Source organism: Streptomyces tauricus, assembly GCF_014650955.1.
Lineage (GTDB): Bacteria > Actinomycetota > Actinomycetes > Streptomycetales > Streptomycetaceae > Streptomyces > Streptomyces tauricus.
Map to the genome: position 1 here is coordinate 250878 of NZ_BMVY01000010.1, position 11868 is coordinate 262745.

11 protein-coding genes are annotated in these 11868 nt (G+C 69.4%); 3 read left to right on the plus strand and 8 right to left on the minus strand.

Features of this window, described 5'->3' with window-relative positions; translation table 11 throughout:
* Positions 1-39: 39 nt before the first annotated feature.
* Positions 40-3006: a UPF0182 family membrane protein gene (locus tag IE278_RS18740; RefSeq protein WP_189773757.1), complete on the minus strand. Its 2967-nt coding sequence runs from the start codon at positions 3004-3006 to the stop codon at positions 40-42.
* Positions 3007-3143: 137 nt separating this feature from the next.
* Between IE278_RS18740 and IE278_RS18745 the strand changes: the two genes are divergently transcribed.
* Complete coding sequence (locus IE278_RS18745; RefSeq protein WP_189773694.1) at positions 3144-3701, plus strand: PPA1309 family protein; 558 nt, start codon at positions 3144-3146, stop codon at positions 3699-3701.
* A gap of 42 nt (positions 3702-3743) precedes the next feature.
* Here IE278_RS18745 and IE278_RS18750 read toward each other — a convergent pair whose 3' ends face one another.
* From IE278_RS18750 to IE278_RS18765, 4 genes are all read right to left on the minus strand, one after another.
* Entirely contained in the window at positions 3744-4832 is a 1089-nt protein-coding gene (locus tag IE278_RS18750; protein ID WP_189773696.1) for a YlbL family protein, read from the minus strand.
* A 69-nt stretch (positions 4833-4901) separates the two neighbouring features.
* On the minus strand, positions 4902-5066 hold the full coding sequence (locus IE278_RS18755; RefSeq protein ID WP_189773698.1) for a hypothetical protein: 165 nt from the start codon (positions 5064-5066) through the stop codon (positions 4902-4904).
* A gap of 104 nt (positions 5067-5170) precedes the next feature.
* Positions 5171-5632 carry a molybdenum cofactor biosynthesis protein MoaE gene (locus IE278_RS18760; protein ID WP_189773700.1) on the minus strand — a complete coding sequence of 154 codons (462 nt, stop codon included), beginning with the start codon at positions 5630-5632 and terminating at the stop codon, positions 5171-5173.
* A 220-nt stretch (positions 5633-5852) separates the two neighbouring features.
* Complete coding sequence (locus IE278_RS18765) at positions 5853-7016, minus strand: SDR family oxidoreductase (protein ID WP_189773702.1); 1164 nt, start codon at positions 7014-7016, stop codon at positions 5853-5855.
* Between the two features lie 190 nt (positions 7017-7206).
* Between IE278_RS18765 and IE278_RS18770 the strand changes: the two genes are divergently transcribed.
* Complete coding sequence (locus IE278_RS18770; RefSeq protein ID WP_189773704.1) at positions 7207-8649, plus strand: zinc-dependent metalloprotease; 1443 nt, start codon at positions 7207-7209, stop codon at positions 8647-8649.
* Positions 8646-9167, plus strand: coding sequence for an NUDIX hydrolase (locus IE278_RS18775; protein ID WP_189773706.1), 522 nt, complete (start codon positions 8646-8648; stop codon positions 9165-9167). The genes IE278_RS18770 and IE278_RS18775 overlap by 4 nt, the downstream gene beginning before the upstream one ends.
* 145 nt (positions 9168-9312) lie before the next feature.
* On the opposite strand, the gene IE278_RS18780 is transcribed toward IE278_RS18775, so the two are convergent.
* From IE278_RS18780 to IE278_RS18790, 3 genes are all read right to left on the minus strand, one after another.
* Entirely contained in the window at positions 9313-10068 is a 756-nt protein-coding gene (locus IE278_RS18780) for an AIM24 family protein (RefSeq protein ID WP_189773708.1), read from the minus strand.
* Positions 10069-10085: 17 nt separating this feature from the next.
* Positions 10086-10766, minus strand: coding sequence for an AIM24 family protein (locus IE278_RS18785; RefSeq protein WP_107020137.1), 681 nt, complete (start codon positions 10764-10766; stop codon positions 10086-10088).
* A 13-nt stretch (positions 10767-10779) separates the two neighbouring features.
* The coding region (locus tag IE278_RS18790) for an AIM24 family protein (protein WP_189773710.1) at positions 10780-11868 on the minus strand (1089 nt) is incomplete at its 5' end.

Sequence of the window (11868 nt, forward strand, 5' to 3'; positions counted from 1 at the left end):
CGTACCACGGCGCGGGAGGAGCTCCTGACTCAGCTCCGCTCAGCCACTGTCCGGGCTCTTGCTGCTGCTCGGACTGCTGCTCGGCTTGCCGCCCTCCTCGGTGTTCTTGTCTCCCGAGTCGCCGGCCTTGTCGCCGCTGCCCGCCTTCTTGTCGGCCGCGGCCTGGGCGTCCTCGGCCCGCTCAAGCGCGTCCTCCAGGTCCTTCTGCGCCGTTCCGTACGCCTCCCAGTCGCCCTTCTTGAGGGCTTCCTGGCCGTCGTCGAAGGCCTTCTGGGCGTCGTCGAGCGCTTCCTGGACCGTCGGGTCACTGGAGGTCGGCGGCGGGTTCGTCTCGTCCTCGTCCGGCGGTTCGACGGTCGAACCCTCCGCTCCGAAGACCTTGTCGAGCGCCTGCCCCAGTGTGTCCTCGAAGGCCGTCGCGCCTCCGTAGGTCACCAGCACCTTCCGCAGCAGCGGGTACTTCAGTCCACCACCGCGTACGTAGACGGGCTCCACGTAGAGCAGTCCGCCGTCGAGCGGCACCGTCAGCAGGTTGCCGTACTCGACTTCCGAGTCACCACCTCTGAGGAGCCTGATGGACTCGGCGATGGACGGCTCGGAGTTGAACTGGCTCTGCACCCGTTTCGGTCCGTCGACCGTTCTGCCGGTGGGCAGTTTGAGAATGTTGATCTTGCCGTAGTCGCTCGTGCCCGCTTCGGCGTTGACCGACATGAAGGCACTCAGGTTGTCGCGGCCGTTCGGAGTGAGCGTCGTCGTCAGGGAGAACGCCTGCGACTGCTCACCCGGCATCTTCATGCTGAGGTAGTACGGCGGAACCGCGTTGCCCGACTTGTTCGTCGGGTCGTCCGGCACCTGCCACACCTCGCTGCCGCTGAGGAACGTCTCGGCGTCCTTCACGTGGTAGCGGGTCAGCAGCTCGCGCTGGACCTTGAACAGGTCCTGCGGGTACCGCAGATGGTCCATGAGGGCCTGCGGGATGTCGCCCTTCGGCTTCACCGTCCCGGGGAAGGCCTTCTTCCAGGTCTTCAGGACCGGGTCCTTGGTGTCCCACTCGTAGAGCGTGACCTTGCCGGTGTACGCGTCGACGGTCGCCTTCACCGAGTTGCGGATGTAGTTGACCTGGTTCTGCTGGGCCACCACCGCCCGCTGGTTGTTGGCGGCGGTCAGCGAGTCGGCCGTCGTGTCGCCGAGCGTGGTGCGCGAGGCGTACGGATAGCCGTTCGTCGTCGTGTACGCGTCGACGATCCACTCGATCTTGTCGCCGACGACCGCGGGATAGGCGTCGCCGTCGATGGTCAGCCAGGGGGCCACCGCCTCGACGCGCTCCTTGGGCGTGCGGTTGTAGAGAATCCGCGAGCCCTCACCGATCGCGCCGGAGTAGAGGATCTGCGGCTCGCTGAAGGCCACCGCGTACGCCGCCCGGTTGACCGGGTTCGAGAGGTTGACGCCGCTCTTGCCCTTGTAGCTGGTCGTCTTCTCACCGGTGTCGTCGGAGTAGTCGATCTCCTTCTGGGGACCGCCGACGATCGAGTACTGGCTGGTCTTCTCGCCGTAGTAGATCCGCTGCTGGTAGTCGCCGAGGTCGCCCTTGGACGGCAGGTCGTACTCGGTGAACTCCGGGCGGCCCTCGGCGTCGGCGTTGGTGCCCTTGGCCGCGACCACTCCGAAGCCGTGCGTGTAGCGGAAGTGGTTGTTGATCCAGTTGCTCTTCGGGATGCCCTGGAGGTTCAGCTCGCGCAGGCCGATGACGGTGTCCTGGTCCTTGCCGTCCTTGCTGTAGCGGTCGACGTCGAGGTTCGACGGGAACGCGTAGTAATTACGGACCTGCTGGAGCTGCTGGAACGTGGGCGAGACGACGTTCGGGTCCAGGAGCCTGATGCTCGCGGCGCCGTCGGCGTCGTCGCGCAGCTTGGTCTTGTCCTCGGTCGTGCTCGTGCCCGCGTACTCGGTGACCTCGGTGCCCGTGATGCCGTACGCGTCGCGGGTCGCCTTGAGGTTCTTCTCGACGTACGGCGCTTCCTTGGCCTGCTCGTTCGGCTGGACCTGGAACTTCTGCACGATCGCCGGGTACAGACCGCCGATGAGGATCGCGGAGAGCACCATCAGGCCGAAGCCGATGACGGGCAGCTGCCAGGTGCGCCGCCACAGGGTGGCGAAGAACAGCAGTGCGCAGATGACCGCGATGCAGAAGAGGATCGTCTTGGCCGGCAGGTAGGCGTTGGCGTCGACGTACCTGAGGCCCGTCCAGTTGCCGGTCGCCTTGAAGTCACTGGACTTCACCGCGAGGCCGTACCGGTCCAGCCAGTACGCCACCGCCTTCAGCGTGACGAAGATGCCCAGCAGCACCGACAGATGGCCGGTGGCCGCTGCCGTGGCGCGCGCTCCGGGGCTGGTGACGCGCAGTCCGCCGTACAGGTAGTGCGTCAGCGCCGCGGCGATCAGGGAGAGGATCGCGGCCGCGAAGCCGAAGCCCAGCATGAAGCGGTACCAGGGCAGGTCGAAGGCATAGAAGGACACGTCCAGGTGGAACTGGGGGTCCTTCTGGTTGAAGGGCACTCCGTTCACCCACATGAGCCACGTACGCCACTGGCCGGCCGCGGAGGCTCCCGCGATCAGCCCGACCAGAGAGGTGATCCCGAGAAGAATCCACTTCTTGTACGGGGCCACGCTCATCCGGTACCGGTCGAGGCTCTGCTGCTCCATCGACATGGCGCTGAGCGGCGGCCTCAGACGGTGGGCCAGCCAGATGTTCACGCCGACGGCCACGGCCATCAGCAGCCCGAAGACGAAGAACAGACCGATCTTGGTCCACAGCGTGGTCGTGAAGACCGACGAGTACTTCACCGACCGGTACCAGAGCCAGTCCGTCCAGAACCCCGCGAACATGACGAAGGCCATGGCCAGCACGGCCAGTACGCCCAGTGTCATGAGCAGGGTCCGGACGCGCCGGGACGGTCGGCCCACTCTCATCCGCGGCCCTGTCGGGCCTCCGCCGCGGTCCGGCATCTGGAAAGCCAAGGTGCGCACCTCGAAGTTCGCTGTTGGAATCTGGGGGCCCCGCAAACGCCGGGCCACATCTATGCAACTTACTGATGCTTTACCTGGTTCCCGCTTCCGGGGCCGAACGAGGCAGGATTGTGACCATGTCCAACACCGCCTCCTCAGGCACCCCCATGGCCGCCGGGCCGCTCACCCGCGCCGCACTCGAGATCGACGAGTACGTCTCGGGGCTCGGCTGGGACCAGCCCGCCCGGCTCTTCGCCCTGGTCGACACCGGCCGACTGCGTTCTCAGGAACCCGGACTGGCCGAGCGGCTGGGTCTGACCGAAGACGTGCCCGACGGCACCCTCACCCCTATCGAGCAGGAGGAAATTCCCGCGGGCAGCCCGCTGGACGAGTTCCTGGGCACCATCGCCTGGCCGGACTCCGTGGTCGGCTGCGCGCTGTCCGTGGAGCGGCTGATGCTGCCGCCGTCCGCTGAGGCGTCCGTACCGGACGGCCTCGACGAGAAGCGGCTGGCGAAGTGGGTCGCCGAGCACCCGGAGCGCCAGGAGGTCCGGATGACCGTCGCGGTGCTGCGGGGCGGGAAGCGCGACTCGGCGCTGCGGTTGCGCGAGAAGGACTCGGCGAACGACGTGCTCACCGGCTCCGACCTGGTGCCGGGGCTGGCCGACGCGCTCACGGCGACGTTCGCGGAGTAGTCCGGGCGGACACGGCCTGCCGGTGCGCCCGGACCTGTGGTCCTAGGCGCATTTCGGCAGGTCGTCCGTCTTGCCGCCACGGATGTCCTTGAGGGCGCTCACGGCGTCGTCGATGGTGTCGACCTTGACGAGCGTGAGCCCGTCGGGGACGTCACGGGCGGCGGTCGCGCAGTTGTCCTTGGGCGTCAGGAAGTACTGGGCGCCCTTGGCGCGGGCGCCGACGGTCTTCATCTCGATACCGCCGATCGGGCCCACCTTGCCCTCGTCGGTGATCGTGCCGGTGCCGGCGACGAACTTGCCCCCGGTGAGGCTCCCCGGGGTCAGCTTGTCGACGATGCCGAGGGCGAACATCAGACCGGCGCTGGGACCGCCGACGTCGGCGAGCTTGATGTCGATGGTGAACGGGAAGCTGTGGTCGGTCCCCGCCTCGATGCCGACGATCGCCCGGTCCTCACCGCTGTCGTGGAACTTGGCGGTGGTGAGCGTGATGTCCTCGGTCCTGGTCGCCGTCTTCTTCGCCTTCTCGGCGGCGGCCTGTTCCTTGGCCGGCACGACCGTGAAGACGACCTTCTCGCCTGCCTTGTGCTTGGTGACCAGCTTCGCGACGTCGTCGAACGCCTTCACCGCCGTGCCGTCGACGGCCTTGATCACGTCACCGGCGTGCAGCTTGCCCTCGGCGGGGGTGTCCTTGACGACGGTGGAGACGATCACCCAGGACTTCACCGGGATGTCGATCTCCTTGAGCGCCGCGACCTTCGCGCTCTCCTGGGACTGGCTGAACTCCTCGGCGTTCTCCTGCGTCGACTGCTCCTCCGTCTTGCCGTCGGGGTAGAGCGTGTCGTGCGGAACGACCTTGTTGTCGTGTGCCAGCCAGCCGTACACGGCTTCGACGAGGTTCATGTTGTAGTCGGCGCTGGTGACCCGGACGGTGGTCATGTTCAGGTGACCACTCGCCGGGTACGTCTTGCGGCCGTTGATCTGGAGCACAGGCTCGCCGTCGTGCTCGCCGAGCGTGTTCACCGTCGGACCCGGTGACATCTCCGAATACGGCACATTGATGAAGACTCCCGCGCACAGGAGCGCGATCAGCATCAGGGTGGAGGCGAGCATCGTCGCGGTGCGGCGTGGCATGGAACGACAGTACGGGACAGCACTGTCAACGCACCGTCGGGGCCGCCCGTCCGGGGGGCCGACGGCCGGTCAGGCGTCCGAGTGCGACTTCTCCATGGCCTCGCGGAAGCGGGTGTAACCGGCGAGCTCGTGGCCGTCACCGATGGTCTTGCGGTTCCGTCCCGCCCAACTTCCCCAGGCTCCGGCACCGATCGCGGCGAAAAGCGGAATCAGCAACCAGGCGAGCGCTGCCATGCCGACCTCCCAACCCCATGTACCACCACAACTGACTGATCAGCAGATTAACCATCCGCTTGTTCAACGCTCACGGCAGGGGTCGGGTTACGCAACCGGAGCGGTCAGCATGCCCCGACCCATTCCTCCGTGCCGTCGGAGAACGTCTGGTGCTTCCAGATCGGGACTTCGTGCTTCAGGTCGTCGATCAGCTTCCGGCAGGCCTCGAAGGCCTCCCCCCGGTGCGGGCAGGAGACGGCGACGACCACCGCGAGATCGCCCACCCGAAGGTCACCGATCCGGTGCACGGCGGCGAGCGCCCGTACCGGGTACTCGGCGACGACCTTCTCCGCGACCCGCCGCATCTCGGCCTCGGCACTGGGGTGACAGGAGTATCCGAGGGCGTCGACGTCCGCGCCCCCGTCGTGGTTGCGCACGGTCCCCACGAAGAGCGCGGTCCCTCCGGAGGCGTCGTCACCGACGGCCCGGAAGACCTCGTCCAGGGAGAGGTCGGTCTCCCGGATCGCCAGAAGCTTGATGGGGTCCTGCGCCGCCTGCTCACCGGGATGGTCGCTCATGGGTGCCATACCCCCATCGTGCCCCACCCCGACGGCCCCGTGGAACGCCTCTTTCCCACACACGGACGCCCACCCCGTAGGAGCCTCCTACAGAACCGCCTCCAGCCCTCGCCCCGCCCCCCTCGGATCCGGCGCCGGCTCGGATTCGAATCCGGCACCGGCACCGGCTCGGCTCCGATGGCGGCGACGGCGACGTGGATCCGGCAGGCGCCGCGGAAGCGGCACCGCCTCAGATCCGCCGACGGGCCTTCCGCGCCCGCCGTACCAGCGCGGCCGTGCCCAGCAGGGCGACCGTCGCGCCCGCGGCTCCCGCCGCCGTGGCGTCCTTGCGGCCGAGCCGCCGTCCGGCGAGGGTGTGCCGCCCGGCGACCTCTCCCAGGAGCTCGGCGAGCACCTCCTCGTTGGTCCACTGGGGGCGCCATCCGGCATCGTGCAGCCGGCTCCCGCTGACCACCCAGGGATACATCGTGTACGCGAGGTCCCCGGCCGGTGACGGCGTGAGCCCGATCCGGTGCAGCCGGGCCGCGGCGCCCAGGGCGACGGCGGACGGCAGCTCCATGCGCCGGATCCCGCTGAGCTCCTCGACCTCCTCCTGCTCCAGCCATCCGTCGCACCCGACGGCCAGCTCTCCGTCGACCTTCTCCAGGGCGGCGTACTCCAGAGCGACGCACAGGTCCTCGACGTGGCAGAACTGCCAGGCGGGCCGGGAACCGGCGACGACCAGGAGGCGAGGCGACTCGAAGTACCTGGTCAGCGCGGTGTCGGTGCCTCCGACGAGCACGGCGGGGCGTACGACGGTGACGTTGAGCCCGGGGTGCGCGCGGGGCGCCCGCCGGGCGAGCCGCTCGACCTCCAGCAGGTCCCCGACGCCCGTGGCCTCGGCGGTGGCCCGCAGTTCGGCGTCTTCGGAGAGGGGCAGTTCGTTGTCGGGCAGCGCTCCGTAGACCATGGCCGACGTACACAGCACGACACGGTGGACCCCGGCAGCGGCGGCGGCCGTGAGCACGGTCTGGGTACCCCGCACGTTGTACGCCGTACGCGCCGCCGGATCCGTCTCGAGGTCGAGGTCGAGGGCCAGGTGCACCACGACGTCCGCCCCGCGCAGCTTCTCGGCGATGGCCGGGTCCCGGACGTCGAGGATGTGCCACTGCGCGCCCGCGCACTCGCCGCGCCGCTCGTCGATGGCGATGACCTGCTTGATCTCGTCGCTGGCGACGAGCCGCTCGGTGAGCATCGCGCCGATCCCGGCCGCGGCGCCGGTGATCGCGACGACGGGGCCGCGCGCGGCGGAGTTCCCGTCGGCGCGCTGCGCCGCAGGTGAGGGCCGATGTTCGGGTGACGGGTGGGTTGAGAGGTTTCGCGCTGCGCGAACCTGTGGATCTGGGGAACTCACCAGGCGTCTCCAGCGGTTGTCTTCAGTAAGAACGCGAGTGACGCGTACGTACCAGGTGGCATCCATCCTGCCGCAGCCGCCGAGTCGGCGACGCACCGAGGCCCGAACCGGTTGTGGTGTCTACGCTGGGTGGTGATGCAGGGCAGCCGCCGTCGGAGCGAACCGGCGGCCTTAACAGCCGAGGAATCCCGTGAGTGACACCCCATTCGGATTCGGCCTTCCGCCGGAGGAGCCGGAGAACGGCGACGAGGGCAAGAAGAAGGACCAGCAGAGCGGTGGTGGTCAGGGACCTGCCAACCCGTTCGGTTTCGGGCCCGGCGGACCGGGAGGCGACAACCCGCTCGCAGCCATGTTCGGCTCGCTGAACCCCAACGACCTGGGCGCCGCGTTCCAGCAGCTGGGCCAGATGCTCTCGTACGAGGGCGGCCCGGTGAACTGGGACATGGCCAAGCAGATCGCCCGCCAGACGGTGTCCCAGGGCACCTCCGACGGCACCAAGGACGCGAGCGTCGGCCCCGCCGAGCGCGCCGCGGTCCTGGACGCGGTGCGGCTGGCCGACCTGTGGCTGGACGACGCGACGTCGCTGCCGTCCGGCGCCACCTCCGCGGTGGCCTGGAGCCGCGCGGAGTGGGTCGAGGCGACCCTGCCGGTGTGGAAGGAGCTCGTCGACCCGGTCGCCGAGCGCGTCGGCGCGGCCATGGGCGACGTCCTGCCCGAGGAGATGCAGGCCATGGCGGGCCCGCTGCTCGGCATGATGCGCTCCATGGGCGGCGCCATGTTCGGTACGCAGATCGGGCAGGCCGTCGGCGTGCTCGCGGGCGAGGTCGTCGGCTCTTCCGACGTCGGCCTGCCGCTCGGCCCGGCCGGCAAGGCGGCGCTGCTCCCGCTGAACATCGAGGCCTTCGGCAAGGACCTGGGGATCGCCCAGGACGAGGTGCGCCTCTACATCGCCCTGCGCGAGGCCGCCCACCAGCGGCTCTTCGCCCACGTGCCGTGGCTGCGCTCGCACCTGTTCGGCGCGGTCGAGGGGTACGCGCGCGGCATCAAGGTCGACACGGCGAAGCTGGAGGACGTGGTCGGCCAGTTCGACCCGCAGAACCCCGAGGAACTGCAGCAGGCCCTCCAGCAGGGCATGTTCCAGCCCGAGGACACGCCGGAGCAGAAGGCCGCGCTGGCCCGTCTGGAGACGGCTCTCGCGCTCGTCGAGGGCTGGGTCGACGCGGTGGTCCACTCGGCCGCGAAGCCCCGTCTGTCATCCGCCGACGCGCTGCGCGAGACACTGCGCCGCCGCCGCGCCACGGGCGGCCCGGCCGAGCAGACCTTCGCCACGCTGATCGGCCTGGAGCTGCGTCCGCGCCGGCTGCGGGACGCCTCGCGCCTGTGGGCCTCGCTCACGGACGCGCGCGGGGTCGACGGCCGGGACAACCTGTGGGAGCACCCGGACATGCTGCCGACCGCCTCCGACCTGGACGACCCGGACGGCTTCGTGCACCGCGAGCAGCTGGACTTCTCCGAACTCGACAAGATGCTCGGCGAGGCGGCGAGCGGTTCACCCGAAAAGCCCAACCTCACGAAGGACGACAGCCGGCCCGAGGACAAGAAGGACGACGACAAGGACGACAACGACAAGTGAGCCTGTACGACGACGCCGTCCTGGTCCTGAAGGGCATCGAGGGCCAGGAGGAGCTGCGCCAGGCCTACCTCGACCATCTGGAGGCTCATCCGGACGGCATGTGGAAGGCCTGCACGGCAGGACACCTCACGGCGAGCGCCCTGGTGATCGACCCCGAGCAGGGCAGGGTGCTGCTGACGCTCCACAGGAAGCTGCGGATGTGGCTCCAGATGGGTGGTCACTGCGAGCCCGGGGACACCACCCTGGAGGCCGCGGCCCTGCGTGAGGCCACGGAGGAGTCGGGGATCACGGGTCTGACACTGCTCCCGGGCGGGCCCGTACGGCTCGACCGGCACCCCATCCCGGCGCCGTGCCACTGGCACTTCGACGTCCAGTACGCGGTCGTGGCCGAGCCGGGCGCCGTCCAGGAGATCAGCGACGAGTCCCTGGACCTGCGCTGGTTCGCCTACGACGAGGTGGCCCAGGTGGCCGACGACTCGGTCGTCCGCCTCCTGGACGCGACACGAACGAGACTCTGAAGAGGGCGTGTGTAAGGGGCGGTCGCAACGGCGACCGCCCCTTACACACTGCCCCGCCAGAGGTGCTCTTCAGGGGCACGGGGAACTGCGCGACCGGCCACGACGGACCCGCATCCGTCCATCGCCCCGCCCTGCCCCGACACGCCTAGCTCCAGGCGTTCCCCTGGTTCTGCTGCCGAACCCCTTGCTGCCCGACCCCGTACTGCGCCCCGATCCCGGACCCGATCACCGCGTTCTGCGGCGGCAGCATCTCGCTGGGCTGGACGAGTGCGTACCCCTGCCCCATGAAGCTGAGCTCCCAGCCCTCCCCCGTGTTGCCGCGGCGGCGGAACACTCCGGAGGAATGCGTCTGGGCCTGCATCTGTACGCGCAGACTCGTCGACCAGGCGACGATCGCGTCCGCGTCGCAGTTGACGTACTTGTCCGGCGTGACCTGCAGCATCAGCGGCATGCCCGACGTCATCAGGGCGACCTTGCCGCGCCCGGTGATGTTGAGCTGGTACTTGCCGGAGCCGGAGATGCCGTACTGGCTGTCCACGGCGATCACCTCGTGGTGCAGCGCCGAGTCCATCGCCAGGACATAGCTGCTGTCCACGGTGAGGCCGTCCTGGTCCACGTCCACCACATGGATGTGCTGGGCGAGGTTGGCCAGGAAGACGGTGCCCTGCCCGTGGCAGCGCATCAGGTCGAGGCCCTCCCCGGTGTGGGCGCGCGAACGCTGCTGGCCGGAGTTCTGGTACTCGGCGTCGAACTCCACGAGCCCCTGGTAGGCGATCATGGTGCCCTTGCGCGCGAGCACGTCGTCGTGGCCCTCCAGGAGGACGCGCAGCATCTGCTTGTTCTGCAGGCTGTAGCGCTCCTGGGACTGCTGGTCGTTGTAGGCGAAAAGCGAGCTCTGCATGGTGTGTGTCCTCCCCCTCAGCCCCGCACCCGAAGGCGGTCGGTGCTGTCCTCGCTGGGCTGGACGACGACGATGCCCTGGCCCGAGAAGGCCATCTGGAAGGCCTCGCCGCTGCCCCGCCCTATCAGCGACTGTGCCTTGAAGCTGCGCTTGCCCTTCACCTTGAGGTTCGGGGACCAGGCGACGAGCGCGTCCGGGTCGACGTACGTCTCGTCCTCGCCACCGCCGCAGTCGACGACGATGGGCTTGCCCCGGGAGGTCAGCGCGACCCAGCCCTGCCCGGAGATCTTGGTGTTCCACAGGCCCTGGCCGGCGAACTTCGCCAGCCCCTTGACCCGCTCGACACCCCATGTCAGATGGGCGTCGAAGGCGAGCAGGTTGGTGGCGTTGACGGAGATCGCGTCGCCGTTGAGGTTGATGACGACGACGTTCGCCCCGTAGTCGGAGAGGTAGAGCAGGCCGTCTCCGGAGCACTTCATCAGGGGTGCGCCCTCGCCGGTCATCCAGTCCTTGGCGATCTGGCGCACGGCCGGCGGATTGGGCTCGTACTGGACGAAGCCCTCGTAGGCGACCATCGACCCCACGCGCGCGAGGAGGTCGTTTCCGGTCTGCATGGCGACCTTGAGCATGTGATTGCCGTGGTTCTCCATGCGCGCGGCAACGGGTGCCGGGGCGAAGCCCGCGAGTTGCTGGATCATGAAACGGGCTCCCTCAGACCTCGTACGGCTGGACGACGATGAAATTGCCGGGCGCGCCGCGGAACTGGAGGTTCACGCTCTCGCCGGTGTCGCCCGGATAGGCGTTGCGGCGCATCCGCACCTGGCTGGAGACGATCACCTGGGAGGCGGCGGACCAGGCGACGACGGCGTTGCAGTCGGCGAACGTCGTCGGTGTCACGGGCAGGACGACGGGCACGCCACGCGTCTTGACGACGATCGTGCCGGTCCCCTGGAACTGCATCGTGAACAGGGCGCCGCCGGGGATGCCGTGCCCTTCGACGCGGCGCACCTCGTACTGCAGCGTCTCGTCGAAGGCCAGGACGTTCTCCGCGGAGACGCAGACGGCGTCCCCCTGCAACTCGATGGGGTGCAGCATGGCGCCGTTCTCCGCGAGGAAGACCTGGCCGCGGCCCGAACAGCGCATGAGCTGCATCTCCTGGCCGGTCGCGTTGCCCACGATCCGGCCGGAGAACCCGGCGCCCTTGTAGCTGAAATCGACCTTGCCCTGGTAGAGCACCATGCTGCCCTGGCGGGCGAGTACGGCCTGGTCGCCGCCCATGCCGAGGTCGACACGGACCATCTTCTTGTTCTGCTGGGTCCAGCGCTGCCCGGTGGGCGTCTCCTTGTACGCCTGCAGCGCCGCGGTGACACCGGCGCCGCCCTGGGGAGCGCCCTGCGGCACTCCGTATCCGGCGGGCGCGCCCGGCGTGCCGGGCTGACCCGGCACCTGACCGAACGGCGGCTGCTGTCCGTAGCCGGGCGGCGGAGTCGGCTGCCCGCCGTAGCCCGGCGGCGGGGCGGGTGCCTGGGGCGCCTGAGGCTGTCCGTAACCGGGCGGCAGGGGTGCGGTCTGGCCGGGGGCCTGGCCGTACGGGGGCTGCTGGCCCGGCTGTCCGTACGGCGCCGGAGCGGGCGCCGGCGGCGGTACGGGGGCGCCACCGGGCGGAGTCATCGGCGCGATGATCGTCGGCGCGGCGTGCACCGGGGGCGCCGGCGCCGGTGGCGGCGTCTGGCCCGGAGGTGGCGCGAAACCCTGAGCGGGCTGCGGCGCCGGAGGGGCGGGCGCCGGCGCGGCGTGGCC

Coding starts and splice junctions, on each gene's coding strand:
- IE278_RS18740 (WP_189773757.1), bottom strand. CDS start 3,006: ATGCCGGACCGCGGCGGAGGCCCGACAGGGCCGCGGATGAGAGTGGGC.
- IE278_RS18745 (WP_189773694.1), top strand. CDS start 3,144: ATGTCCAACACCGCCTCCTCAGGCACCCCCATGGCCGCCGGGCCGCTC.
- IE278_RS18750 (WP_189773696.1), bottom strand. CDS start 4,832: ATGCCACGCCGCACCGCGACGATGCTCGCCTCCACCCTGATGCTGATC.
- IE278_RS18755 (WP_189773698.1), bottom strand. CDS start 5,066: ATGGCAGCGCTCGCCTGGTTGCTGATTCCGCTTTTCGCCGCGATCGGT.
- IE278_RS18760 (WP_189773700.1), bottom strand. CDS start 5,632: ATGGCACCCATGAGCGACCATCCCGGTGAGCAGGCGGCGCAGGACCCC.
- IE278_RS18780 (WP_189773708.1), bottom strand. CDS start 10,068: ATGCAGAGCTCGCTTTTCGCCTACAACGACCAGCAGTCCCAGGAGCGC.
- IE278_RS18785 (WP_107020137.1), bottom strand. CDS start 10,766: ATGATCCAGCAACTCGCGGGCTTCGCCCCGGCACCCGTTGCCGCGCGC.